Annotated in this window: 26 protein-coding genes, 1 tRNA gene and 3 pseudogenes; 13 read left to right on the top strand and 17 right to left on the bottom strand. The window is 69.3% G+C overall.

Features of this window, described 5'->3' with window-relative positions:
- The first annotated feature begins 21 nt into the window (after positions 1–21).
- Complete coding sequence (locus ACQEVU_RS12815) at positions 22–1,170, top strand: molybdopterin-binding protein (RefSeq protein ID WP_433322953.1); 1,149 nt, start codon at positions 22–24, stop codon at positions 1,168–1,170.
- Positions 1,171–1,208: 38 nt separating this feature from the next.
- On the opposite strand, the gene ACQEVU_RS12810 is transcribed toward ACQEVU_RS12815, so the two are convergent.
- Both ACQEVU_RS12810 and ACQEVU_RS12805 read right to left on the bottom strand, forming a co-directional pair.
- Positions 1,209–1,589, bottom strand: a complete 381-nt coding sequence (locus tag ACQEVU_RS12810; RefSeq protein WP_433322951.1) for a nuclear transport factor 2 family protein — start codon at positions 1,587–1,589, stop codon at positions 1,209–1,211.
- A gap of 75 nt (positions 1,590–1,664) precedes the next feature.
- The gene (locus tag ACQEVU_RS12805) at positions 1,665–2,150 is read right to left on the bottom strand and encodes a hypothetical protein (protein WP_433322949.1); all 486 of its coding nucleotides are present in this window, start codon (positions 2,148–2,150) and stop codon (positions 1,665–1,667) included.
- 168 nt (positions 2,151–2,318) lie between these two features.
- On the opposite strand from ACQEVU_RS12805, the gene ACQEVU_RS12800 reads away from it, so the two are divergent.
- On the top strand, positions 2,319–3,653 hold the full coding sequence (locus tag ACQEVU_RS12800; RefSeq protein WP_433322947.1) for an ABC transporter substrate-binding protein: 1,335 nt from the start codon (positions 2,319–2,321) through the stop codon (positions 3,651–3,653).
- Between the two features lies 1 nt (position 3,654).
- Here ACQEVU_RS12800 and ACQEVU_RS12795 read toward each other — a convergent pair whose 3' ends face one another.
- From ACQEVU_RS12795 to ACQEVU_RS12785, 3 genes are read right to left on the bottom strand one after another with little or no spacing between them, the layout of a single operon-like run.
- Positions 3,655–4,137, bottom strand: coding sequence for an SRPBCC family protein (locus ACQEVU_RS12795; RefSeq protein WP_433322945.1), 483 nt, complete (start codon positions 4,135–4,137; stop codon positions 3,655–3,657).
- A gap of 22 nt (positions 4,138–4,159) precedes the next feature.
- A complete protein-coding gene (locus ACQEVU_RS12790; protein ID WP_433322943.1) occupies positions 4,160–4,489 on the bottom strand; it encodes an ArsR/SmtB family transcription factor in 330 nt (109 codons plus the stop codon).
- A complete protein-coding gene (locus ACQEVU_RS12785) occupies positions 4,479–4,910 on the bottom strand; it encodes an SRPBCC domain-containing protein (protein ID WP_433322941.1) in 432 nt (143 codons plus the stop codon). The genes ACQEVU_RS12790 and ACQEVU_RS12785 overlap by 11 nt, the downstream gene beginning before the upstream one ends.
- 330 nt (positions 4,911–5,240) lie before the next feature.
- Here ACQEVU_RS12785 and ACQEVU_RS12780 point away from each other — a divergent pair, with 330 nt between their 5' ends.
- The 3 genes from ACQEVU_RS12780 (at position 5,241) to ACQEVU_RS12770 (ending at position 6,737) form a co-directional block, all read left to right on the top strand.
- Entirely contained in the window at positions 5,241–5,708 is a 468-nt protein-coding gene (locus tag ACQEVU_RS12780) for a hypothetical protein (protein ID WP_433322939.1), read from the top strand.
- Between the two features lie 19 nt (positions 5,709–5,727).
- Positions 5,728–6,498, top strand: a complete 771-nt coding sequence (locus tag ACQEVU_RS12775) for an endonuclease/exonuclease/phosphatase family protein (RefSeq protein ID WP_433322937.1) — start codon at positions 5,728–5,730, stop codon at positions 6,496–6,498.
- A gap of 131 nt (positions 6,499–6,629) precedes the next feature.
- Positions 6,630–6,737: transfer RNA gene (locus ACQEVU_RS12770), tRNA-Lys, on the top strand.
- Positions 6,738–7,324: 587 nt separating this feature from the next.
- Here the strand turns inward: ACQEVU_RS12770 and ACQEVU_RS12765 are convergent.
- The 8 genes and pseudogenes from ACQEVU_RS12765 to ACQEVU_RS12730 all read right to left on the bottom strand — a co-directional run bounded on the left by ACQEVU_RS12765 (position 7,325) and on the right by ACQEVU_RS12730 (position 13,431).
- The gene (locus ACQEVU_RS12765; protein ID WP_433322935.1) at positions 7,325–8,416 is read right to left on the bottom strand and encodes a hypothetical protein; all 1,092 of its coding nucleotides are present in this window, start codon (positions 8,414–8,416) and stop codon (positions 7,325–7,327) included.
- A gap of 80 nt (positions 8,417–8,496) precedes the next feature.
- On the bottom strand, positions 8,497–8,928 hold the full coding sequence (locus tag ACQEVU_RS12760; RefSeq protein WP_433322934.1) for a hypothetical protein: 432 nt from the start codon (positions 8,926–8,928) through the stop codon (positions 8,497–8,499).
- Positions 8,929–9,216: 288 nt separating this feature from the next.
- Positions 9,217–9,744, bottom strand: a complete 528-nt coding sequence (locus ACQEVU_RS12755; RefSeq protein ID WP_433322933.1) for a YcxB family protein — start codon at positions 9,742–9,744, stop codon at positions 9,217–9,219.
- Positions 9,745–9,780: 36 nt separating this feature from the next.
- Positions 9,781–10,164 carry a hypothetical protein gene (locus tag ACQEVU_RS12750; protein ID WP_433322932.1) on the bottom strand — a complete coding sequence of 128 codons (384 nt, stop codon included), beginning with the start codon at positions 10,162–10,164 and terminating at the stop codon, positions 9,781–9,783.
- Between the two features lie 274 nt (positions 10,165–10,438).
- Positions 10,439–11,104 (bottom strand): hypothetical protein, encoded by a 666-nt coding sequence (locus tag ACQEVU_RS12745; protein WP_433322931.1) that lies wholly within the window; start codon positions 11,102–11,104, stop codon positions 10,439–10,441.
- 170 nt (positions 11,105–11,274) lie between these two features.
- Positions 11,275–12,228 carry a DUF4253 domain-containing protein gene (locus ACQEVU_RS12740; RefSeq protein WP_433322930.1) on the bottom strand — a complete coding sequence of 318 codons (954 nt, stop codon included), beginning with the start codon at positions 12,226–12,228 and terminating at the stop codon, positions 11,275–11,277.
- A gap of 340 nt (positions 12,229–12,568) precedes the next feature.
- A pseudogene (locus ACQEVU_RS12735) lies at positions 12,569–12,700 on the bottom strand (transposase); the annotation flags it as partial.
- A gap of 50 nt (positions 12,701–12,750) precedes the next feature.
- Positions 12,751–13,431 (bottom strand): IS110 family transposase, encoded by a 681-nt coding sequence (locus ACQEVU_RS12730; protein WP_433322929.1) that lies wholly within the window; start codon positions 13,429–13,431, stop codon positions 12,751–12,753.
- A 314-nt stretch (positions 13,432–13,745) separates the two neighbouring features.
- Between ACQEVU_RS12730 and ACQEVU_RS12725 the strand changes: the two genes are divergently transcribed.
- The 6 genes and pseudogenes from ACQEVU_RS12725 to ACQEVU_RS12700 form a co-directional block, all read left to right on the top strand.
- Positions 13,746–14,774, top strand: a complete 1,029-nt coding sequence (locus ACQEVU_RS12725) for a hypothetical protein (protein WP_433322928.1) — start codon at positions 13,746–13,748, stop codon at positions 14,772–14,774.
- A gap of 219 nt (positions 14,775–14,993) precedes the next feature.
- Positions 14,994–15,413: a hypothetical protein gene (locus ACQEVU_RS12720; RefSeq protein ID WP_433322927.1), complete on the top strand. Its 420-nt coding sequence runs from the start codon at positions 14,994–14,996 to the stop codon at positions 15,411–15,413.
- A gap of 319 nt (positions 15,414–15,732) precedes the next feature.
- Entirely contained in the window at positions 15,733–16,326 is a 594-nt protein-coding gene (locus ACQEVU_RS12715; RefSeq protein ID WP_433322926.1) for a hypothetical protein, read from the top strand.
- A 160-nt stretch (positions 16,327–16,486) separates the two neighbouring features.
- On the top strand, positions 16,487–17,047 hold the full coding sequence (locus ACQEVU_RS12710; protein WP_433322925.1) for an SMI1/KNR4 family protein: 561 nt from the start codon (positions 16,487–16,489) through the stop codon (positions 17,045–17,047).
- 172 nt (positions 17,048–17,219) lie between these two features.
- Complete coding sequence (locus ACQEVU_RS12705; RefSeq protein WP_433334912.1) at positions 17,220–17,819, top strand: DUF6193 family natural product biosynthesis protein; 600 nt, start codon at positions 17,220–17,222, stop codon at positions 17,817–17,819.
- Positions 17,820–17,970: 151 nt separating this feature from the next.
- Positions 17,971–18,318: pseudogene (locus tag ACQEVU_RS12700) on the top strand (DUF4240 domain-containing protein); the annotation flags it as partial.
- Here ACQEVU_RS12700 and ACQEVU_RS12695 read toward each other — a convergent pair.
- Positions 18,310–19,851, bottom strand: a complete 1,542-nt coding sequence (locus ACQEVU_RS12695) for an IS110 family transposase (RefSeq protein ID WP_433334910.1) — start codon at positions 19,849–19,851, stop codon at positions 18,310–18,312. The pseudogene ACQEVU_RS12700 and the gene ACQEVU_RS12695 overlap by 9 nt on opposite strands.
- 527 nt (positions 19,852–20,378) lie before the next feature.
- Here ACQEVU_RS12695 and ACQEVU_RS12690 point away from each other — a divergent pair.
- Together ACQEVU_RS12690 and ACQEVU_RS12685 are read left to right on the top strand one after the other, a co-directional pair.
- Positions 20,379–20,642, top strand: coding sequence for a hypothetical protein (locus tag ACQEVU_RS12690; protein ID WP_433322924.1), 264 nt, complete (start codon positions 20,379–20,381; stop codon positions 20,640–20,642).
- Positions 20,626–20,754, top strand: a complete 129-nt coding sequence (locus ACQEVU_RS12685) for a hypothetical protein (protein ID WP_433322923.1) — start codon at positions 20,626–20,628, stop codon at positions 20,752–20,754. The genes ACQEVU_RS12690 and ACQEVU_RS12685 overlap by 17 nt, the downstream gene beginning before the upstream one ends.
- A 113-nt stretch (positions 20,755–20,867) precedes the next feature.
- Here the strand turns inward: ACQEVU_RS12685 and ACQEVU_RS12680 are convergent, their stop codons facing one another.
- From ACQEVU_RS12680 to ACQEVU_RS12670, 3 genes and pseudogenes are all read right to left on the bottom strand, one after another.
- The gene (locus ACQEVU_RS12680) at positions 20,868–21,533 is read right to left on the bottom strand and encodes a DUF6308 family protein (protein WP_433322922.1); all 666 of its coding nucleotides are present in this window, start codon (positions 21,531–21,533) and stop codon (positions 20,868–20,870) included.
- Between the two features lie 148 nt (positions 21,534–21,681).
- Positions 21,682–22,122 (bottom strand): transposase, encoded by a 441-nt coding sequence (locus ACQEVU_RS12675; RefSeq protein WP_433334908.1) that lies wholly within the window; start codon positions 22,120–22,122, stop codon positions 21,682–21,684.
- Positions 22,123–22,427: 305 nt separating this feature from the next.
- Positions 22,428–22,823, bottom strand: a pseudogene (locus ACQEVU_RS12670) (IS110 family transposase); the annotation flags it as partial.
- Positions 22,824–23,536: the final 713 nt, after the last annotated feature.

Below are 23,536 nucleotides of genomic sequence, written 5' to 3'. Positions count from 1 at the left end.
CTTTTCATAGGCTCGACGACTGTGACAACTTGGTCCGCGGCGCACCTGCTCGCATCGTCGCAGCCGTGCCCGCTGCCGGCGCGGACGGTCCCGCTGTCCGCGGCGACGGGGCTGGTGGCGGCGGCCGACGTGCGCGCCGCCGTGCCCTCGCCGGCGTTCGACAGCGCCGCGATGGACGGCTACGCCGTGGCCGGCCCCGGGCCGTGGGTGGTCACCGGCCGCCGCCTGGCCGGGTCCGCCGTTGCCTGCTCCCTCGGCGCCGGTACCGCACTGGAGATCGCCACCGGCGCCACGCTCCCGGCGGGCTGCGAGGCGGTGGTGCCGTACGAGGCCTGCGAGCGCGACGGCGACCTGGTGAGCGCGCCGCCCCCGGCCCGCGACCACGTCCGGCGGGCCGGCGAGGATGCGCGCCCCGGCGACGTGCTGCTGCCGGCCGGGCGGACCGTGACCGCGGTGGCCGCGGCCGCGCTGGGGCAGGCCGGCGTCGAGGAGGTCCTCGCCCATCCGCGCGCGGCCCTGACCGTGCTGGTGACGGGCGACGAGGTGGTGCCGCGCGACGCGCCCGGGCCGCTCGGGCCGGGCCAGGTCCGCGACGCGTTCACCGGCGTCGTCGCCGCGGTGGCCGCGCGGGCCGGCGCCGCCCCGCCCGCCCACCGGCACGTCCCCGACGACCGGGCCGCGCTCGCCGCCGCGATCGAGGCGGCCGGCGGCGACGTCGTGGCCGTCACCGGCTCGTCGTCGCGCGGCGCCGCCGATCACCTGCGCGCCGTCGTCGCCGGGCTCGGCGGGCGCTGGCCCGTCGACGGCGTCGCCTGCCGGCCTGGGCACCCGCAGGGCCTCGCCGCGCTGCCCGACGGCCGGTGGCTCGTGTCGCTTCCCGGCAACCCGTTCGCCGGCCTGGTCGCCGTGCTGACCCTGCTCGAGCCGCTGCTGGCCCGCCTCGCCGGCCGCCGGCCCGGGCCGGCGCCGCGGATCCCGGTCGACGGCGAGGCCCGCCCCTACGCGGCGGGCGCGCGGCTCGTGCCGGTCGTGCTCGAGGCCGGACGCGCCCGGGTCGTCGCCGGCTCCCGCCCGGCCGGGCTGCGCGCCGCCGCGGGGGCCGACGCGCTCGCGGTCCTCGATCCCGGATGGCGCCCCGGCGCCGACGCGCTGCTGCTGCCGCTGCCCTGAACGCGTCCCGATGCCGCCGCCCCGCCCGTCACCCGCGGTCAGGCGGCGAAGTAGTCCCGCAGGAGCAGGATCTTGCCGTCGCGGACCCGGAAGATCTGCACGAGCGACATCGTGCCGAGGGCGAACACGGTGTCGATCTCGGCGATGAAGACCTCCGGGTCGTCCGTCTCGTGCAACACGTACCGGGAGCGCTCCGTGTCCACCGGCCCGTCGTAGGCGGGCTCGGCGTGGAAGTCGGTGATCGCGGCCTCGATGGCGCGGCGCCCGACGAGCCGGCGCGGCAGCGGATGACCCTCCGGCAGGAGCGGCGCCTCGAACACCCCGTCCTCGGCGAAGAGGTCCGCCACCGCGGCGGGGTCGCGCGCGATCGCGCCGGCGTAGGTGTACCGCTGGAAAAGCTCCTCGTGAGATTGCGTCACCTGCCGCAGGCTACCGGCGTCGACGATCGACCAACGTGACTCGGGCGGGCGATCACCCCCGGAATCGCCCGCGCCTCAGTACGTGCCGTAGCGGCACCAGCCGCGCGCGGCGCGGGTGTTGAGCAGGACCACGAACAGCAGCGGGAGCGCGATCGACGTCAGGGTCGCGGCGTACGCGGCGCCGGTGGTGTAGCCCTGCCACACGCCGCCGGCGACGCTGAACGCGTTGAGGCCGGTGAGCACGATCCGGGCCCAGTTGCGGCCGCGCTGCACCTTGCGGCCCAGGACGATGGCGATGAGGCCGATCGAGGCGACGATGCCGATGACGACGTACGTCGCGGTGGTGATCACGCCGGGGCGGGTCGTGTAGGTGCCGGCGCCGAGGCTCATGTGCCACTCGGGGGCGACGCGGGCCAGCGCGAGCGCCATCAGGGCGGCGGCGCCCAGCGTGAGCAGGCCCATGAGGTACTGGAAGATCGCCACGACGTGCAGGGAGACCGGGGCCGTCGAACGGGCCGGGTAGGGCTGCCACGCCTGCTGCGGTTGGTATGCGTACGCCATGCCCACAGCGTGGCGCCCCGGCCACCCCGCGGACTCCCCGATTAGTGCCAGCCGGACGAACCCGCAAGTTTTGCTCAAGGTCGACATTCGCCGCTGGGCCGGGGCTGGCGCGCCCGCTTAGGGTCGCGCGGGGCCGGTTCGGGCCGATGCACGGGGAAGGCGGGTTTCGTGGGACGCAGGAGATCGACGATCATCGCGCTGATCGGGGTCGCGGTCGTCGCCGGCGGGTGCGGAACCAAGCCGTCGGACGCCACGAGCCCCGGTGACCCGATCGTGGTGCGCCTCTACGGCTCCGACGCCAACATGACGAACTCGCTCAAGGACAAGCTCAAGGACTCCCCGGGCCTGCTGTCCGGGATGACCGGCACGGCGCCGCTGCAACGCGTGCCGGAGACGTTCAAGGAGCGGCTGCGCGGCGTCGACCCGACGCTGGCCGACTACGGATACGCCGCGGAGGCCTACGACGCCGTGCTCATCGCCGGCCTCGCCGCCGAATCGGCCCGCACGAGCGACCCGACGACGGTGGCCAGGTTCATGGTCGGGGCCACCAACTCCGGCACCGTGTGCGACAGCGCCGCGGCCTGCCTGCCGCTGGCCAGGGCGGGCAAGGACTTCGCGTACCGCGGCCAGTCGATGCGCCGCAGCGGCTTCACCGACAACGGCGAGCCCTCCTCGGCCTCGTACGGCACGCTGCACTTCGACCGGACCAACGTCATCAACGACAACCTGACCGAGTACGTCGGCGCCGGCGACGAGTCGCTCGCCTCGACCGCCGCCGCGCCCCCGTTTCCGCCCCCGCTCAGCTCGTCGAACCCGGCCCGGAAGAAGCCGCCGGCGCTGAAGGTCGGCGGGCTGATGCCGCACACGGGGCGGCTGGCGTACCGCAGCGCGCCCCGCTTCGCCGGCGCCCGCCTGGCCGTGCAGGACCTCAACGCCGCCGGCGGCGTGCTCGACCAGCCGGTCGAGTGGGTCGACGGCGACGACGGCACCGACGCGACCGTGGCCGCGGCGACCGTCGACCGGTTCGTCGGGCTCGGTGTGCAGGTCATCATCGGCGCGTCGTCGTCGAGCGTGACGAAGGCGGTCATCCCGAAGATCGCCGCCGCCGGGCGGATCCTCGTCTCGCCTTCGTCCACATCGGACGAGCTGTCGACCGTCGCCGACAACGGGCTGTTCTTCCGTACCGCACCGCCGGACACGCTGCAGGCCCGCGCCCTCGCCGACGTCATCATGCGCGGCGGCGCGCGCCGGGTGACGATCGTGGCCCGCGAGGACGCCTACGGCCTGGGCCTGCAGAAGAACGTCAAGGCGGACCTGGTCACCGCCGGCATGGCCGAAACGGCCGTGGAGCTCATCTCCTACCCGACCACCGCCGAGGACTTCGGCGGCATCGCGGCCCGGGTGCGCGACAACAACCCCGACGGCGTGCTGATCCTGGGCTACGACGAGACGGCGCAGATCGTGAAGGCCCTGGCCGACCGCAACGTCGTCGGCTCCGCGTAGCCTAGGCCGCGCCGACCGCCGCCTCCGCGGGGAGGTTCGCCCGCCCGCGGGCGTTCGGGTGGCCGTGCCCGGTGGTGATGGAGTCGAGCAGGCTCCGGCCGACGTAGAAGTCCCACGACTTGCTGCACACGTCGTAGCAGTCGTGCTGCGGCAGGAGCCCCCGGTGGGTGAGGCAGACCTCGGTCTTCCCGTCCCGCTCGGCGATGTCGATCTCGATGGTGGTGTCCACCCACTCCGCGCCGTCGGTGAACACGAAGGAGTTCTCGAGCACGAGCCAGGCGACGCGGCGCCCGGGCACGTACTCGGTCACCCGCATGCGGCAGCGGTGCGTGTCCATGTAGTTGTAGGTGAACTCGGCGCCGAGCCGGTCGGTGTCGCCGTCGATCTCCTCGGACCACCAGGCCCGCAGGTCGACGGCGGCGTCGAACGCCTCCTGCCGGGAACGCTCGACGGTGATGACGGCGGTGTAGTCGTGCTCGCTCACGGTGATTCCTCTTCCAGAGTCTTCAACGGTCCAGGTGGTCCCTGAGGGCGTCGAGGCGCCCGTCCCAGTCGCGCGCGAGCGCGGCGAGGAACTGCTGAGCCACTTGCATCGGGGCGGAGCGGAGCCGGAAGCGCACGCGGCGGCGCTCCCCCGGCTCGGCCGTCACCAGGCCGGCCTCCGTCAGCAGGGCCAGGTGCTTGGCGATCGCCTGCCGCGTGATGGGCAGGCGGTCCGCCAGGTCCGTGGCCGTGGCCGGCCCACCCTGCGCCAGCGCGGCGAGAATGCCGCGCCGGGTAGGGTCGGCGAGCGCGACGAAGACCTGCTCGGCGATCGCCTCGATGTCAGGCGGCATTGAGGTATTCGACCAACTCACCCAGTTCGTGCTTCCAGCCGTCGGTGTTGCTCTGGAATGCCTTACGGTACTGGTCCTCGGGCAGCTGCGCGAAGCCGCTCTCGACCATGGTGAGCCGCGTGCCGGCCCCGGCGGGCTCGAGCGTGAACTCGACGTAGGTGCGCCGCGGGTCGTCCTCGGCCAGCCCGTAGATCCCCCAGGTGAACCCGAAGACGCTGGGCTCCTCGACCCGCTCGATGCGCAGGCTGGCCTTGTCGCCGCTGTCCCAGGTGAGCTGCGCGGACCCGCCCTCGCGCAGGTCCACGGTGGCCCCGTTGCCGAACCACGTGCCGAGCCCTTCGGCGGTGGTGAGCGCCTTCCAGACCCGCGCCGGGGGGTGCGCCAGGTCAACGGTCCGCTCGATCCGATCGGGAAACGCCATGACAACCTCCAGAAGTAGCAACCACTCGGTTGCTACTCAACCTATTGCAACCACCGGGTTGCGTCAAGGCTCTCGGCGGGTGAGTTGGCCTGCCCGCCAAGCCGAGCGCGGCGCGGCTCGACATGCCGGACGCCGCGCGGCGCGACCACCTCGCGCGGCGCGACCAGCCCGGGCGCCGCGTCACGCGGCGCGGGTCGCCGCGAGCCGGGGCACCGCGCAACGCGACCAGCCGGACGCTGCGCGTCGCGACGAGCCGCGCGCCTCGCCGCGAGTCGACGCTGCGCAACGCGCTGCGGCCGTCGGCAACTCGGTGGCGCCTACGATGAGGCCGTGGCGGTACTGCTGCTCGACCTCGACGGCGTCCTGAACCCGTTCGCGGCCCCGACCTGCCCCGAGGGGTACCAGGAACGCGTCTTCTTCGAAGGCGAGGAGCCCGTCCGCTACTGCACCGCCCACGCCGCCTGGATCGAGGAGCTCGCCGCCGCCGGCGAGCTGTGGTGGGCGACGGCCTGGGGCGACCACGCCAACGAGCTGTACCTGCCCGCGCTCGGCCTGCAACCGCTGCCGTTCGTCCCCTTCCCGCCCGTGCCCTTCGCCCCCGAGCTCAAGGTCCCCGCCGTCGACGCCGTCGTCGGCGACCGACCGGCCGCCTGGATCGACGACAACCACACCGAGACCGGCCACCGCTGGGCCGCCGACCGGCCGGCGCCGACCCTGCTTGTATCGATCGACCCCGCCGTCGGCCTGACCCGCACCGACGTCGACCGCGTCCTGACGTGGGCCGCAGAGCACCGCTGACATCCGGCACAATGGTCCGGTGGCAGATGACGGCGTACTGCGGCTGCTGACCCTCAACGCGCTGTTCAAGGGCGACGTGCGCCCGCGGATGGCGGCGATCGGCGAGGTGCTGCAGCGGCGGGCGTACGACGTGGTCTGCCTGCAGGAGGTCATGGCCCCGGGCAGCGCGCGGCTGCTGACCCGGCTGGCGGCGGCGTACCCGCACCGGCTGTACTCCGGCGCCGCCCTCGTCAAGGGCGGCCTCGTCCTGCTCTCGCGCCGGCCGATCGAGCGCGGCCGGTTCGTGCGCTTCCCGTTCACCCGCCCGGTCCGGCCGGAGCTGCTCATGCGCAAGGGCGCCCAGGTCGCCGTGCTGGCGACACCGGCCGGGCGGGTCGCGGTGCTCAACACGCACCTGTCGGCCAACCGCGACGACGACTGGTCGCCGCAGAACCGCTACTCCGCGATCGCCCGGGTCGAGCTGGCCGCGCTCGGCGCCGCGCTCGCCGGCCTGCCGGCGGACCTGCCCGCGGTGGTGACCGGCGACCTCAACCTGCCGCGCGACTCCGCGGTGCTGGCCGAATTCTGCGCGGGCGCCGGGCTGCGCGACGCGATGGCCGGCGACCCCCGGCCCACGTACCGCCCGACGCCCGGCTGGCCGGACCCGCCCGCCTTCGACCACGTGCTGCTGCGCGGGCTGCAGGCGCAGTGCCGGCTGACCCTGGAGGAGGACAAGGTCACGCTGGGCGACGGCCGCGCGGTGTACCTCTCGGACCACTTCGGCGTCGAGGCGGACCTGCGGACCGCTTGACCTTCACCCGGAGTCAAGGGGTCGTGGGTTCCGATCCCGCTGTCCCGACACGGAAGATGGCTTGAGCTGGGAAAACAGGATCAAGCCATCAGTGTTTGTAGATGAACCAAGAGGGCGCCCCCATAAACCCCCCGCTTTGGGTGTCAACGATGGCCGGTCGACGGCGAATCGAGCGCCCGAACAACGCCAGCAGACCCTTAATCTGCGGGTTGTAGGTTCAAGTCCTACGCAGCGTACCAACGATCAAGGCCCCTACCAGATCTTCTGGCGTCGGGCCCTTTCTCGTTGCATCTATCGGCAATAGCGGGTGCTCGGCCGCGTCAATGCGTTTGATCAACCGCAAGTCCGCGGCATGACCGCCAGTCTCCGCAGCCAACATTCACCGGAATGAACACGCGGCCTGACGAAGGTGCCCACGAGCAGCAGACCCGACCCTACGGACTAAAAGTCCGAAGTGGACGATCAACTCGCTCAAGTTCAAGCATAGCAACAAAAAGCCCATGGTGAGAGGCGCGCGTCCAATGTGGTCCGGCAACGTCCGTGCTGGTCAGCTGGGTGATCTCTGCCGACGCCGATGCCGGCTTTGGATGGGACGCGGGAGTTCCTGCGCCGTACGGCTCCGTCCGTGCCAGGTGGCGAACATCCGAGCAACCAGCGAGCAACCGATCATGTGGAGCCCGCGCCCGCGCGGGCTCTGTAGCCTCGCCTGCATCCGGATCCGCCGGGACAGCATGACTACGGTGAGTTACGGCCCTGCCCGGTGGGAGCACTTGATCAATTCACTCATCTGCCGATGTGCGGATGCGCGGGTCGGGCCGAGGGTCGGTCATGACGGGCCGGGCGCGCGTAGCGAGGCGAGCCGGTCCGGTGGCAGGCAGTCGGTCAGGTTCCGCTCTAGGTCGACCAGTTCAAGGTCGACCGCGTACACCACGAAGTCGTCGGTGACTGGCAGCGTGTCCGACCAGTCGCGGAGGTTGAGCCGAGCGGCCGCCGAACACAACAGTCGCCGGCCGATCTCGGATCCGGCGCCGGGGTCGGCCGCATCGAGCAGGGCGAGCTCCTGCCGCACCAGCCGCACCGGTCCCGCCTCGGCGAGGTCGATGTCGGTACCGGTCTCGAAGTCGGCCGGCGACCATGCGGCCTGCGGGTCGATCGCCGCCAGGGCGGCGCGCTCGTCCGCGGTACACGCGTGGACCTCGACGGACAGCGCGCGCGATTGGTGATAGCTCAGCGCGACGCAGGCGGCGGGGCCGTCGACCGTCAGGCGCGCCACGGCGTCCGGGATCAACGTGACCAGGGCGTCCTCGATGGCCCGGCATGCCACGTCGAGGTCGAACCCGGCCGGCGGCCGCTCGTAGCACACTTCGGACCCGCGGCCCATGACCTCGACGAGGCGGACCAGGCCGTCGTCGTCGTGTTCGGCCACCAGCGTTGAACGTGGCCGGCCACTGTGCTCGATCTCTACACGGCTGATCCGCCCATGGGTGTACGTGTACGACTCTCGCCCCGAGCCGCGCCGCGCGACGGTGACAGCCGAGCGCATCAGCCCGCCCACGAAGCGGTACTCGTGCAGGTAGATGGGCCCGTCAGTATCGAAAAGCGCCACCTCCACCACGTCGCTGCCGTGGCGGACAAACGTCTCGTAGTACAGGCGGCCCTGCAGAAAGCCGCAGTACTCCTCGGTCACCACCGCGCGGCCCTCGGCGTCGAAACCGATCCGCAGGACATCCCGGTCCGCCGGCGGTCGCGTATCCAGCCTGCGGCCAGGCTTGAGCAGGTCCCGTTCGAAGTGCAACGGACGCAGATCCAGGCCCGGCCAGCTGTACCAGTCCCAGCGCTCGACGAGCGCGGTCGCCGCCCGCTTGCAAGCGCCGTATTCGCCAGCGAGCTGGGCAAACCGCGAAGCAAGATCGGACATGTCCTGATCCTACGAGTCGCCTCGCCGGCCCGGCGCTGGCACATCCAGATCTGCCGCAAGGTGCTCGTCGCGACAGTGGTTCATGGCGTGTCGCTCGCGTTCATGGTGACGTTGCGTCGGCGCGGGCACCGCTGCTGACAATGGCCAGCCGCGAGCAGTTCGGCGCGGAGATCTTCTGGGACGCTCGGATGATGGACCATGTCGTGCAGGAAGCCGTTGGACTGTGCGGCCGCAGGCACTTGCCTTCCGTCGGCACGCCAGCGCAGCGCGATCTCGGGAAGCGTAAGGGCGTACGAGGCGCACCACCGGACGGCCTCGTCCTGGTCCCGGGCGAGTCGTTCCAGCGCATCGCGGGGCGTGTGGAAGTTGCGAGCCACCCAGACGCGGACCGGGCGGACATCGTCGTCGGCAAGGGCACGAAGCCGATCCGCGGAGGTGGCCGGGTCCCGCGCCTCGAGCACGCGCGCGTAGCCGAGCATGCGCTCAGCCCGCGTTCTGATCTGCCGCCGCATCACGAAATCATCCCGCCAAAAGATCACAACGCGACTTCCGGTAGCCGCCGTTGGTGTGCCGCGGCCCGAACTTGTAACCGACGGTGACCAGTCTGTCAGAGCCGAGCGTCTCGTGATCTCTACGGTCGACCACCCTCAAGCACTTCCAGGTCAGCCATACACCGTGCGGATCGTCGCCCTCCGCCGACTCGCTGCCGAATCCGTGGGCGGCCGAGCCGATCACCCCGGCTGGGTGAGGCCTGCGATCAGGACACGCTCATACCGCCGCGTTTCCGCGGACATCCTGGCTCAAAGGCGATCGTTCGCGAGTGGCGCCGACCCGCCAGGCCCCTCGATCGGCCACAGCAGCCCGCACCGGACCAGGTGGGCGCGCAGCTCGGCCTCCTGGACGGGCGTCAGCGGCGCACGCGGCAGGTCGAACATCGTCGGCCCGTCGGGCCAGAACAGGAACGCCTCAGGCCGTTCCTCTACGCGGCGGACGGCGCCCCACGTCCAGCGCGTCGACGTGAGATCCGTGCTCGACTCGAGGGCGTCCTCGGTGATCAGCCACCTTCGGGGCGCACGCCAGGCGGCCGGGACAGTGACGGCGTCGACGTACCGGTGACGGGCCGCCAACGCCAGCAGTATCGCCACGACGATCGCCACGATGCCGACGGCGGTGACCCGCATGTCGCCGCTGCGGAACACCACGAAGATGCCGCAGCTGACGAGGACTCCGGAGAGCAGCAGCGTCGAACGGACCGCACGCAGCGCACCGAGGCGCAGGTGCATCCGAAAGTACTCCGGGCTTCGGCCGTACGTGAACTCGATCCGCACGCCGCGATCGTAGGCCTGGAGGCGACCGCCGCAAATCTAGGATGATGTGCAGACGTGGACCCGGCGTACGACGTCAACGAGTTCGGAAAGCTCCTCGGCTCGCCTGGAGATTGCCCGGTGAAAGGCGACGGCCTGGTCCTCAGCGACAGGCTGCAGCCATTCCATCACCTGCAGATCGCCGCCTCCGACCAGCCGATCGTGTGCGTACAACTCGGGAACCTGCCGGGTGTGCCCGGCCTGTCGGTACAGGGCCGCGGTGTAGGGGCCGGTCGGGTCAAACGGGCTGATCCGCGCCGCTTTCGTACCGTCCGGTGAGCGCAGCACGATCGCCCAGTCGCCAGCACCGCACGGCGTCCATCCAGCCGCGACAAGCGTGCCTTCGACGCCTCGGTGATCGAATCCGCGGAAGGAACGGGACACGGTCAGATCTTTACCCGACCAGCCGACACTGGTCCATCGAGAATTCCACCCTGCGCGGGTTCCCACCATCCCACTGTGCGCTCGCCGCCGCGTCGACCGTCGCGCTGTCATGCCGCAAACTCAGACAGCGCAGCCTCGTGTCGGCGCACGCATCTGACGCTGTCCGGCCGGCGGTCGACGCGAAGGGCGTCACGCTCGGTGGTGGGCTGCGAGCCATAGCATGGTGTGAGCGCATTGCGCCGGCTTTCTCCGGACCGTGCTTGCCGTGGGGGCGCTACGGGCAGAGGTGGGTCAGTTCTTCCCCGCATGCCTCGAATTGGTCGGCGATCGTCAGGTCGGCGGGGTCGAACGACGTGCGGTGCAGGGCACCGTCGTTGGTGTACATCTCAATGGTGTTGTCGCCCGGCAGTGCGATCCGGACGATCTCGAGCTGTTGTCCCCTCGGCTTGTGGACGGTGTAGCCCACGACGGCCAAGGGGTGGGGCGCCTCACGGCTGAGCCAGCCGGCGCGTGAGCGGAGATGGAACTCGTTGTAGTAGCCGTCGGAGTCGCAAGTGCACCGGTAGGCGATGCCGAGGATGACCCAGCGACCGTCGGGCGAGGCGGCGGTGGTGAAGACCGACACCGGCTGATATCCGTCGTGGCGGAAAAGGTTCTTCACGAACCCGATGCAGCACCCGGGCACGAGCAGCGCGAGCAGGGCCGTCACCGCTGCCGTCCGGAGCCGACCGGCGGGCGCGGTCAGCAGCACCGTCGCCGCCAGCAACACCGGCACGGCGAGGACGACGGCGACGGTTGGCGGGACGCCGGCCACCGGCCAGAGCGACAGGTACCGACGAGGGTTCCAGTGCGCGTACACCTCGATCGCAACGGCCAGCACGGCCACCGCGACCAGGCAGCAGCCCGCGATGCCGCGCTGTCGGTGGGTCGGCGGATGCAATCGACACCTGGACATGGTCCTCGAGGAGCCGGCGCTGTTCAAGCGGCGGAAACGGGCCGTTCGGTTCAGCTGCACGGACATGCCGCGATCAGTCCGCTGTACTGTCGCGGGACTGCTCGTCGGGCGAGGTGTCGTCTACGGGCTCGCCGAGAGCAGAAGGTCGAGCGCGTTCACGGACGGTCGTGCAGGAACCACGCGTCGCTGCGCGTCGCGGCGAGCGCGAGCGCCCACGGCGGCATCTGGAGACTGCCACCGACCGCCTTGAGCTGCTTGGCAAGCCGCCATGCGTCTGGACCGAGCGTCGGCGGCCGGGCGACGACGAACTGCAACATCGTCGTCCAGCAGGACACCAACTCGGCACCGCAGTGTCGTTCCCACTGCCGGATCGCCGCCGCCAGCCCCGCCGGCCCGTCGGGCCGAGCAGCGGCGAAGTAGCTGACCCAGACCGGTGCCAGCCACTGATCCGGTGTCGGCAGGAGGACGAGCTGCACGTCCCGCGGCGTGTACCAGGTCCGCGTGCCGACGTAGTGCGCTGCGACGCCATGCCCCAGCTCGATGAGATCCGGATCGGCGATGATCGTCTCCCAGAGCCATCGCTCGACGGCCAGCCGGGTCGTGGGCAACGGCAACTCCCGCTCGGCCCGCGCGGCGAGGTTGACGTAGCCGAGGCTGCCCACGTGCAGGTACAGGTCGTTCGGACCGACCGGGTCATCGTCGCCCCAGTCACGGTAGATCGACCAGGGGTCGACGGCGCGAGCTGCCCGCTCCAGCGGGGCGATCTCGTGCGGCTCCGGCTCGTGGTACAACTCCCCAACACCCGTCAGCACCGGCCACCGGCCAGTCAGCGCCACCACCGATCGGGCCGCCCGCCAGGACTCCAGGACCCGGGCCGGCACAACGCCCTCCACCAGCATCGTGTCGCCCAGTCCCGGCTCCACCGGATGCCCGTTGAGTGCCGTTCCCCGCAGTGCCACGGCAACCTCGCCCGGATCGTCCATCACCCGCACCACGCCAACGACCGTACCGTGACGAGCGGCCACGTCGGTGCCCCACTTCACCATGGGCACCACCGGCACCGCGACGCATCGCCGCTGATGGCGATTGACGGCCTTGATCAGGTGCACACACATGGCGCCCCTCTAGGTCAAGGGGTTGGAGCGAGGAATGTTCTAGGCTGGTCGGCGGCGGGTTCAGCGTGTGACTTGTCCGAAGAGCCGGCTGTCGGGATTGGGCCGGTCGCGGTGGATTGCAGAGTCGTTCCCGGTTGTCCTGCTGGACCCGCCGCCTTGCTCGTCCGGGCCCGTTGGTTGTCGTGGAGCATGCGTTTGTAGACGACGTCGGACAGGTGGCGTTTGAGGGCGCGGATGGCTTCCATGGTGGTCTGCCTTGGGCGAGGCGGCGCCGGTGGTAGGCCCGGCCGGGGGTGTCGTGGCGGAGCTGGACGATGGCCATGATGTGCAGGACCCGGTTGATGCGCCGATTGCCGGCACGGGACAGCCTGTGGCGTTTCTGGTCGCCAGAGGATGCGTCGATCGGGGCGGTGCCGTTCCATGACGCGAAGTGCCCTGGGGTGCGGAATCGGTCGATGTCGCCGATGTCGCCGAGGAGACGTGCTGCGCCGGACGGCCCGATGCCGTTGAGTCTGGTCAGGGTGCTGCCGGCTGCGGCGACCAGGTCACGCAGCTGTTTGTCGGCAGCTCGGATCTTGTGGTCGATGGTGGTGAGATCGTCGATGAGCTCGCGGGCCAGCCGGTGACGGGTCTCGGCCACGATGCCGACCGGTTGCGGTGCGGTGCGGTGCGCAGCAGGTAGCTGGCCTGGCCGCGGGTGAGGAACTTCTTCGCGCCGCCCGGCACGATCTCGAGCAGCAACTGGTGGATGCGGCTGACCGTCTCGGTGCGGGCGTGGCCGAGTTCGTCGCGGCGGTCGACGAGCAGCCGCAGCGCGACGGTGGCGTCGTCGAGCCGGACCTGGCGCAGGCCGGGGCTGCGCAGGCCGGCCACGGCCACGCTGTGCGCGTCGACCGGGTCGGTCTTGCGGCCCTGGCCGGTGTCGAACACCCGCACCCGCGATGACAACTTCGGCGGCACATCCAGCACCGTTTCACCGTCGGCGACGAGGCGTTGGGCGATGTGCCGGCCGATCCCGGCACAGCCCTCGACGGCCCACGTCCGGTCAGGGAACCGGCGACCAGCTGCCAGCAGCTGCGCGTAGCCGTCGGTGTCGGTGCCGTACCGGCCCCGTGCCAGGACGTTCTCGTGCTGGTCGATGACTTCGATCGTGGCCGACCGCTTGTGGGGGTCCATCCCGATCACCACACGGCTCATCCGCTACCCCTCTCCTCGCTCGTACACTGTGGACGATCGGCGAGGAGGGCAGCGCTACTTTGAGCTGGGCAGTCCCCTCTTGAGCCACTCCAGGCCACGGCGACCGGCGGGCGCAAGCCATGAGAGAGTCACACCACGTGCAGTGGACAGCCGCTTGTGAGAGCCACCCGCCGATCACCTCGACCCAGCCTGGCCGGGCACAGGTCGTAGATCAAATTAGATAAGTAGCCGCGGGTTGCTCGCGGCAGCGCTCTTCGCAGGCTACGCGCTGACACCAGTGATCGCGTCTGGCTTTGACGTGATCGAATAGCGTCGTGGCCAGCGGGGAGAGGGATCTGGACAAGCGTGAAGTGCAGCAGCGAGCCGAGGTGCTGGCGCTGCCCGTCTTGCCGTTGCGCCGGCACGGCCGCCTGGTAGCTGCGCAGGGCGGCGACGCGTTGCTCTCGGTCTCGGTAGGCCCGGCAGGCGAAGCTGTCGGTCTGTGGGCAGCTGCTGAAACTGACAGGGTGTTGATGTCGACGCCGGTGCAGTCCAGGGGTGCGTCGCTCTTGCACGCGCGGGCCGCCCACCCGGCCGGTACCCGGATCACCGTGCAGTCATCCGAGAGCGTCCAAGTGGTGCGGATTACCGAGAGTCCGCGGGGCTACTCCACCGCTCAGCCGCTGCCGGGCGAACGGTTCCTGGCGGTCGCCGGCCGCTGCCAGTGGCGTCCCGACGGTCCTGACTGCAACGCGTTGATTTACGACCCAGACGGTGTCGTCATCGCCAAGCACACCTTCGGTGACGGGATCAGGGACGTGGGTGCCACGCCGTCCGGGAAGATCTGGGTCAGCTACTCCGACGAAGGCGTCTATGGAAGCCGCGGCTGGGGCGGTCCCGGTCCGGCTCCGTTGGGCTCATGCGGAGTGGCGTGCTTCGGCTTGGACGGAATACAGCAGTGGCGATTCCCGCGGGACGATGCTGCGTATATCGACGGCTGCTACGCTCTCAACGTTTGCGGGGAGACTGTCTGGGCTTGCTACTACAGCACCTTTCCCGTGGTGCGCATCGCCGATGGAGACGTGACGATGTGGCGCAACAGCCTCGCCCATGGTGCCAAGAGCTTGCTGGTCGACGACCGCCGGATCGGGATGGCCGGCGGGTACCGTGTGCATCGGGATCGTCTGGTCGTGGCCGAACTCGGTGACACCGATCTGTGCGATGTCGGCCGATACCGACTCGTGCTGCCCGAGGGGCAGCCTTTGCCCGAGCACATACGAATGATCGGGCGCGGACCGGACTTGCACGTCTTCCACGACCTGGACTGGTACCAGGTAAGCCTGGCGGACACCGCCGTCAGGTAGACATGCCATTCGGCGGCCGATCGTTTGATCCGCGGCAGCGACCGGTCGCATCGACCACATCTCCGCGACCAAGATCGGGCGCGCTGTCATGCCGCTGATACAGCGCTCTGACTGCACCTGACGCGGTTAGGTTCGGTGCCCTCCTCGCGGATCACGCTGCCGCGCTCGGTCGTGTCGAGCTGAGGATGCCCGCGGCGGATGTTCGGGCAATATGGCGTCATGCTGTCGCAACACAGTGCTTACGTTCCGAACGCGTTGCTGGGTCGTCTCGTCGGCTTCCGTCTCTACTCGGTCCAGTTCGTAATGGACTACGTGCAGCTGCGCTTCGACGGTCCGACCGAAGACATGCCGGTTCTCAACTGCGACGTGTTACCGGTCGTGGAAACGCCGGCCGGTCTGATCGTCCCGGGGCAGGTGGGCTACGCCGACGCGTTGCGCGCGTTCATACCTGCCCGTGTTGTCGCGACGGTAGAGGAGCCGGGCCGGGGTCTTCGGATCGAGTTCGACGAGGGCACGATCTGTTTGCATCCCGAGGCTGACGAGGTGCCCGGGCCGGAGATCGCGGTCTTGAACGGCTTCGAGGACGGGCAGTGGATGTGCTGGCGTCCCGGCGAGGAGTCGTTCGAAGATCTCGCGTGACTTGCTCCCATGCCGCTTGACGCCCGGTCGCGCCGCCGCACAGGTCGTGTCGCGATGTCTTCGCCCGTCCAACCGAATCGTCACCGCGCACGCTCATGCCGCGATCCGGTCGCTAGGCAGGGACGCTCACGGGCCGTCCTGCCCTGGGCCCGACAAATGACCACTGCCGCCCGCGGTCGGTTCAGCCGCGTTCATGTTGTCAGTCAGCCCGCGGAACGAGCAACCACGTCGACGGTGGGTCAGGGCGTTGGGTACTGGAGGGCGTCGGACCTGCACCCAACGTCCCTCCAAGAGTTAGGGACGGCGGTACCCTCGGCCGGTGCCCGACGATGCAGTAGTGCTGCAGCTGCTGGCGGAGACGCCGGACCTCTCCGGCATCCTCCGGGAGCTGATCGATTTCGAGGTCGAGGAACTGGCCTACGCCGGTGCCTTCGCGGCCCGGTTGTCGTCGGGCGAGAGCCTGCAGGCGATCGCCGTGGACGGGACCGGGGGACGGTACTTTCTCGTGGGCGCGCCGGCGCCGGCGCGGCGCGTGCTGTTCGCGACGTCGGAAGGCAGCGCCGGGTTGATCGGACCGAGCCTGGCGGGTGCGCTGGCGACGATGGTGGCCGTACCGCACTGGCGTGACCTGCTCGGATTCTCCGGCGGCGGTCGGCTGGACGAGATGCGCCGCACGCTGGCCTGGCTGGCCGACGGCGAGCAGCGGCGGCATCCCGACCTCGGCGAGCTGCAGATCGCGCTGGCCACCGGGCTGGGCCTCGTGCTGCCGGACGATCCGGTGCTCGCATTGTGGGAGGCGGTCAGCGCGGCCGATCCAGACGTCGACTTCATCGACGACGATGACGAGGCGACGCCCTGGGACTCGCTGTTCGGTGTCTGGACGATCGAACGGCTTATGCCCCGGCCAGGGTGAGCGGCTGGCGGCGAGGTAGGCCAGGACGGCTCGTACGCGCCAGCTCGGCGCCGTGCCGGCACGCTCGTGATGGCACCGTGAAGCCGACTTTGGGCCCAGGCGAGCGTTGGACCGCATCAACCGAGTGCCACCCGGGTCCAACGTGGTACGACTACGCCTCATGAACACCGAGTACACCCACCCGGACGACCTCGCCGAGCTGCGGGCTGCCTTCATGGTGGACGACGCCGGTGCATCGGCGCTGGGCTGGCCCGGCGTGCACGCCTTCGAAGCGGAGCACGGCATCGTGTTGCCGGAGCCGTACCGGACCTTCGTCGCGGAGATCTCCGACGGATCGTTCTCCGGCCCACCGGAGTACGGGCTTCTCGGCGTAGCCGAGAAGCCAGGCGACTGGGGCGACGACCGCCCGGCGCGCGAGCTGGCGGCCCCGTACCCGTTAACCGGGGCGTGGCTGTGGGAGGAGGATTCCCGACCGTCAGAGGAGATCGAGCCGCTGCTCGGTCCCGTCTTCGACCATGGGTCGATCGTGCTCGGCACGGACGGCTGCGGGATGTACTGGCACCTCATCGTGACCGGCCCGCACCGGGGGCACATCTGGAACATCAGCGGTGAGGGCGCGATGCCTTTCGGAGCCGAGTTCGGCTACACCACCGGGGCGTCTGGGTTTCTCGGGTGGGTTCGGCACTGGGCGGCCGGCCAGCCCTGGTTCGACGCTGTCTGAGTCGATCTCCGTCGCTCGCGACAACAACCGATTCCGCTTGACCTGCGCTCCGCCCACGCGAACAGAAGCGACGTACCCGTGCGGCGCTACATCCGCACATGCCGCATCGCGTGCAGGGTCGGTCATGCCGAGGGTGCGGCGCGATGTGCATCGGTATTGTCTCGGTGTGTCGATGTTGGAGGATCTGCGTCGTCGTGGCGAACTATCGGGGCATTCGCTGGCTCAGGTCCGCGCCGGCCGGGACCGGTTCGGCCCGGTCGCTGCGATCCTGTTCTCCTCGAACGGCTTCATCAGCGTTCGCCAGCGCACCGACGGCACCTGCGTGGTGACAGTCTGGGCGAGCGACAACCTCGTGGCCTGGGGACACACGCCCAGCCTGGACGACGTCGTCACCACGATGCAGGGCTGGCAGGACGGCCTGGCCGTACCAGACCTTTGCGATGCGGCACCGTATCTTCAGGCACCCACCCCAGCCGCCGCCGTCGAGGCGCAGTGGAGCTTGCTCACCGAACACGGCGAAACGTATCTCCGCCCGATCATCGCGACGGTCGCGTTACACCCGACGCTGCGGGCTCTGCGGCCATGGATCAGCCACGGCACCCTGCACCTGCTCCATCCAGACCATGTCCCCGACCACGATCACCGCGGCATCGTCCTCCACCCATGCGGCAACAGCAACTACCAGGTACACGTCTACGGCGGCCGGACCGGACCCGCCGAAGACCCCGCCAGCGCGGCGACGAGGGCAGCCACCGCGGCTGCCGCTTGGTAGCCGCTCACCTGGGATCGCCTTGAAAGGCGCGCCAACCCGCCGCATTGATCAGGTGCGCGGACATGCCGCCGTTGGTGCGTGGGACTCGAGGTTCCGGCTGGACTACTACGGGCGATCGCGGGGTCTACCGGACCATCGGTAGGTTGCGGACGTGAGACTCGACGGCTTCTGGGCACTCATCGACCCATCTTCGGCCGCATCGACCAAGCGGGAGCGCGCGGACTGGCTCACGGCCCGCCTCGCACGACAGCCCGCCGCCGAGATGATCGATTTCGAACTGCACCTCACGGAGCAGCGGCAACGGGTCGACACCAGGCTGATGTGGGGCGCCGCCTGGTACATCATGCAGGGCTGGTGCTCTGACGACGGCTTCTGGTATTTCCAGCCATGGCTGGTAGGGCTCGGGCGTGACGCGTTCGAACGAGCCGCGGCCGACCCCGACGCCCTCGCCGACCTGCAGCAGGTCCGCTGTCTCGGCGGACGGCCTTCCTCAGACTGGTCCGAAGACGAGTGGCCGCAGTGGGAGCTGCTCAACTACGTCGCAGCGGATGCCCACGAACTCGCCACCAGTCAAGAAGGCGGCCTGGATGACGTCCTCGAAGCGCGGGGCCTTCACCGCGTGTTCGACGCCTTCCCGGAAGATGAGCCCTGGGACTACGACGACCTCGACCAGGTCCGGGCCAGATTCCCCCGCCTCACCGATCTGTTGGGCCGGCACCAACGCGGCGCTCCGAAACACCCATGAGCCGCACACGGACGTGCCGCCGACCGCGAGTGCAGGGTCGACGAACTCCGTGACGCCGCGTGACGAGAATCCGGCGCCGGCCGGTACGCTGAACTGGTTCCCCTCTAGGTCAAGGGGTCTTGGCGAGATTCTTCCGAGTTGTTCTAGGCTTGTTGGTGGCGGGTCCGGGCTGTGACTTGTCCGAAGTGACGGCTGTCGGGATTGAGCCGTCCGCGCTGGATTGCAGAGTCGCTCCCGATTGTCCTCCCGGACCCGTCTTGCCGTTACCGGCGCGTTCGTCCGCTGGGCGTTTGGTGTCGCGGAGCATCTGCTTGTAGACCACGTCGGATAGGTGTCGTTTGAGCGCCCGGAGGGCTTCCATGGTGGTCTTGCCCTCGGCCAGGCGGCGTCGGTAGTAGGCGTGGCCGGGGTGTCGTGGCGGAGCTGGACGATGGCCATGATGTGCAGGACCCGGTTGATGCGCCGGTTGCCCAGGCGGGAGAGTCGGTGGCGGTGTTGGTCGCCGGAGGATGCCTCCAGCGGGGCGGTGCCGTTCCAGGACGCGAAGTGCGCGGCGGTACGGAAGCGTCTGATGTCGGTGATGTCGCCCAGCAGCCGGGCCGCGCCGGACGGGCCGATGCCGTTGAGATCGGTCAGCGAGCTGCCGGCGGTGGTGAGCAGTTGCCGCAGCCGCTGGTCCGCGGTCTTGATCTTGGCGTCGATGGCGGTCAGTTCGTCGATGAGCTCGCGGGCCAGGTCGTGGCGGGTCTGGGCGACGATACCCGCCGGCGGCGGCGCGGTGCGCAGCAGGTAGCTGGCCTGGCCGCGGGTGAGGAACTTCTTGGCCCCGCCGGGGATCAGCTCGAGCAGCAGGTGGTGGATACGGCTGACGACCTCGGTCCGGGCCCGGCCGAGTTCGTCACGCCGGTCGACCAGCACCCGCAGCACGACGGTCAGGTCATCGGCGGCCACCGTGCGCAGGCCCGGGGTGCGCAGGCCGGCCACGGCCACGCTGTGCGCGTCGACCGGGTCGGTCTTGCGGCCCTGGCCGGTGTCGAAGACCCGGACCCGGGCGGACAGTTTCGCGGGCACGTCGATGACGGTTTCACCGTCGGCGACCAGCCGCTGGGCGATGTGCCGGCCGATCCCGGCGCAGCCCTCCACCGCCCACACCCGGTCAGGGAACGTGCGGCCGGTCGTGAGCATCCGCTGGTATCCGTCGGCCTCGGTGCCGTACCGGCCGCGAGCCAGGACCTGTTCCCGTTCGTCGATGACCTCGATCGTGGCCGACCGCTTGTGCGGATCCATGCCGATCACCACACGGCCCATCATGTTGTCCCCTCGTTTGTACACAGTGGACGATCGCCGTGGAGGGCAACGCTACTTTGAGCTGGGCACACCCCTCTTGAGCCACTCCCGGCAGCGGTGGCCGGCGGGCGCACGCCAAATGAGAGTCACACCCTGATGCCGTGGACAGCCGATGATGAGAGCGATCCCGTCGGCCACCTCGACCCAACCTGGCCGGGCTGAGGTCGTAGATCAAAGTTTATAAGTAGCCGATGTGCGGGCATCCGATCATGTGGGCGCGTAACGGCTCTACAATCCTGCCGATGCTGGTTCGGAGGTCGTAGGTGTCCGGCTGGCGGTAAACCGGTTTGCTGGAGGCACTTTATGCGAGAAGATCACCCGATCGACCGTCTACTTGTCACGGTTGAAGGGACGGCGCCCGCGTCGCTCGCAAACTCGATGCAAGCCTTGTCTCAGGAGTTGACCAGCCGGCGGCGATCCTCGGGCCGCCTGAATTGTTCGACGAATCAGATGTTCGTGATGGGCGCTTGCTGGGGTTCGTGTTGTCGATCTATACATCGCGACCGCCGTGGGACGAGGAAATGGATCGCACGATCGATCGCGCCCAGTTGGACGAGGTTAAGGAGCTTCTCGGCGAGATCTGTCGGATCTCCGGCGAGCGTAATGTCTCGTTCGATGTTCATTTCGCGGAGGAATCGATTGGCACCGTCGAAGACGGTCGTATGGACCAATCGCTTGAGGTCGGCTTGATCCGCGAGTGGGAGCGCGTCTTGGATGAGCGAGACCAGTAAGTCCGATGCTCTGTCGCTCGACGCCAGTGCACCAGTTCGTCAGGGAGCCTCCGAACTGCGCGAGATCCTGGCTCAGATCCGTCCGGTGCTCTACCCACAAGAACCGGCCTGAGTGTCGGGCAAGGGCAGACGCGCAGGGTTTCGGCCACAGCCACGATCAGACACCAGCGAACAATCGGATCTGCCGCCGTTGGTGCGCGCTGTGTTCAAACTGTTCCTACGGGATCATGACAACGGGAATGTGCCGAATCCGGAACAGCTGGCTGTTCGATGGGTGTCGTGGTGGGCCATCCACAAGACAACATCCAGGATGCGCAGCAGGCTCACGTTGGTGTGAACGTTGGCACGGGTACGCAGTACAGCCAGTTCTTCACGCAGTTGGCCACCGTCGGCCGCGAGCCGGTCGTGTAGCCGCAGCCATACACGATCGGGCTCGCCGAACAGGCAGGCGATCACCTGGTCGTAGACCGGGATGAGATGCGGACGTTTACGGGCCAAGAGCTTGCCGGCGATCACGTAGCCGACGTCGGGCCGGGACTTGAGGCAATGCCACGCCTGGTCGGCGTCGTTCCCGTCGGCTACCAGCTCCATCGCGCCGCTGGTACCCAACTCGACGCTGAGGGGAATCCTGGCGAGCCGATCGGTCATCTGACGTCCGAGTTGCCCTTCGAGGAGGTCGACAGCAACCTCGGCGGGCACGGAGACTGACAGCATTTGCACCGCCACGAGATCGTCGGCGGTGATCACATTGTGAACTCCGGGGCGGTCACCGCCGTTGGCGAGCGCCTCGAATCGTCGGCCGCTGTAGCGGTGAGGCGAACCTTCGTCGAAGTACGCGCGCAGGCTCTTGGCAGCACCGTCGTTGCCGAGATCGAACGGATCGGACGTCACGCGGGGATGGTATCGACTCAGAGCCGCTGGCCATCCCGGCCGCGTGGCTGGTGTCCGGCTCCGAAGGGAGCACCGGTTCCGGAACTATGCCCAGCACCTGAGTAGGGATCTTGCTCGACAAGGTTCACGCTCATGGCACCCCTCTGTGTCAAGAGAAGGCCAGGGCCGGTGTTCTAGAGTGGGCTCTAGCGGGTCCGGGAAGTGGCTTGTCCGAAGTGCTGGCTGTCGGGATTGAGCCGGCCGCGCTGGATTGCAGAGTCGCTCCCATGTGCCCTCCCGGGCCCGTCCGGATCCGTTTGGCGTCGTTGACCATCTGTTGATTGACCACATTGGACAGTCGTCGTTTGAGGGCGCGCATGGCTTCCATCGGGCTCTTGCCCGCGGCGAGCTTGCGTCGATAGTAGGCACGGCCTTCGGTGTCGTTGCGGAGCTGGACGATGGCCATGATGTGCAGGACCCGGTTGATGCGCCGGTTCCCGGCCCGCGACAGCCGGTGGCGCCGATGGTCGCCGGAGGACGCGTCGATGGGTGCGGTGCCGTTCCAGGACGCGAAATGGTCCCGGCTGGCGAACCGGTCGACGTCACCGATGTCACCGAGGAGCCGGGCGGCACCGGACGGGCCGATGCGTTGAGTTGCTGCAGCGTGCTGCCGGTCGAGGCAACCAGCTCGGTCAGCTGCGCGTTCGCGGCCTTGATCTTCTTGTCGATCACGGCGACCTCGATAATCAGTTCGGAGGCCAGCTGCCGGCGGGTGCGGCCGACGATGTCACGCGGCCGGACCGTGCTGAGCAGGGCACGGGCCTGCGGCGCGGACAGGAACTGCTTCGCCGCGCCGGGCACGAGCTCGAGCAGCAGCTGGTGCAGCCGGTTGAGTGTTTCGGTCCGAGCCCGGCCCAGGCCGTCACGGCGATCGATGAGCAGCTTCAACGCCACCGTGGTGTCATCAACAGTGACCTGCCGCAACCCGGTCGCGCGTAGGGCGGCGACCGCCACGCAGTGGGCGTCGGCGGGATCGGTCTTACGGGACTGGTTGGTATCGAACAGCCTGGCCCGGGCGGACAGTTTCGCGGGCACGTCAAGCACGGTCTCGCCGTCGGCGACCAGGCGCTGGGCGATGTGCCGGCCGATGCCGTTGCAGCCCTCGACCGCCCAGACCCGGTCTTTGTGCTGCCGGCCCAGCTTGAGCATCGCGGCGTAACCATCGCGGTCCGTGCCGAACCGGCCCTGCGCCAGGATCTTCTCCCGGCCGTTGATGATCTCGATAGTCGCGGACCGCTTATGCGGGTCCATGCCGATGATGACGCGTGCCATGCCGTCCCTCTCGATCCGACGATCCAGGTGTCGGCGAGGAGGGCAGCGCTACGTCGAGCAGGGCAGACCCCTCTAGAGCCACTCCGCGCCACGGTGACCGGCAGGACGCACGCCATGAGTGAGCCACACCAAACCGCTGTGGGCAGCCGCCGTTCGAGCGACCCCACCGGCCACCTCGACCAAGCCTGGCCGGGCTGCGGTCGTAGGTCTAGTCAATACGTAGCCGCCGTTGGTGCGCGACGGCCGGCGAGCGCTCGTCACCAGCGGTGACTGGCTCGGCTTCCTGTCCTGCCGAATTGAGTGCATCGAACCATGGCGTTGCGCGTCTGCCGACGCAAACCGATGAGCGTAAACCTGAGTCGCTCTATAGGCTGCCGTGGGTGGCTCCCGGCCCCGGCGTCCTGTTATGCCGGGACCGTCCCGTCGGCCTCCTGCCCGTCGGGAGTACCCGTTCCGCGTACGATCACGCGGATGCAACCGGATTATCAGGGGCCCCTGGCTAAGCTGTTGCAGCGGATTGCTGGTCTGCCCGGCTGCCGCGTCCTTCCCGCAGTCTGGCCGTCGCCGTGACCGGACACGTCGTGGTCCCAAAGATCTGCGGTATCTATACGAATTATGCGGCGGCATGCTGCTGTTCGAGAACGCCGCTTTCCCGAGGCGAGTCTACGGACCCGGCGCGTTGGTTCCTGCCA

The sequence above is a fragment of the Dactylosporangium sp. CA-139066 genome (assembly GCF_050936175.1).
Taxonomy (GTDB): domain Bacteria; phylum Actinomycetota; class Actinomycetes; order Mycobacteriales; family Micromonosporaceae; genus Dactylosporangium.
Note: the sequence above shows the minus strand (reverse complement) of the source record. Positions and strands in the feature narration are given on the sequence as shown.

Bases quoted from the DNA above. Each gene is read 5' to 3' on its own strand.
- ACQEVU_RS12805 (WP_433322949.1), bottom strand. From the start codon at position 2,150: ATGGCGTACGCATACCAACCGCAGCAGGCGTGGCAGCCCTACCCGGCC.
- ACQEVU_RS12790 (WP_433322943.1), bottom strand. From the start codon at position 4,489: ATGCCGCCTGACATCGAGGCGATCGCCGAGCAGGTCTTCGTCGCGCTC.
- ACQEVU_RS12785 (WP_433322941.1), bottom strand. From the start codon at position 4,910: ATGGCGTTTCCCGATCGGATCGAGCGGACCGTTGACCTGGCGCACCCC.
- ACQEVU_RS12765 (WP_433322935.1), bottom strand. From the start codon at position 8,416: ATGTCCGATCTTGCTTCGCGGTTTGCCCAGCTCGCTGGCGAATACGGC.
- ACQEVU_RS12760 (WP_433322934.1), bottom strand. From the start codon at position 8,928: ATGCGGCGGCAGATCAGAACGCGGGCTGAGCGCATGCTCGGCTACGCG.
- ACQEVU_RS12730 (WP_433322929.1), bottom strand. From the start codon at position 13,431: ATGAGCCGTGTGGTGATCGGGATGGACCCCCACAAGCGGTCGGCCACG.
- ACQEVU_RS12720 (WP_433322927.1), top strand. From the start codon at position 14,994: ATGCTGTCGCAACACAGTGCTTACGTTCCGAACGCGTTGCTGGGTCGT.
- ACQEVU_RS12710 (WP_433322925.1), top strand. From the start codon at position 16,487: ATGAACACCGAGTACACCCACCCGGACGACCTCGCCGAGCTGCGGGCT.
- ACQEVU_RS12705 (WP_433334912.1), top strand. From the start codon at position 17,220: ATGTTGGAGGATCTGCGTCGTCGTGGCGAACTATCGGGGCATTCGCTG.
- ACQEVU_RS12695 (WP_433334910.1), bottom strand. From the start codon at position 19,851: ATGGATCCGCACAAGCGGTCGGCCACGATCGAGGTCATCGACGAACGG.
- ACQEVU_RS12685 (WP_433322923.1), top strand. From the start codon at position 20,626: ATGAGCGAGACCAGTAAGTCCGATGCTCTGTCGCTCGACGCCAGTGCA.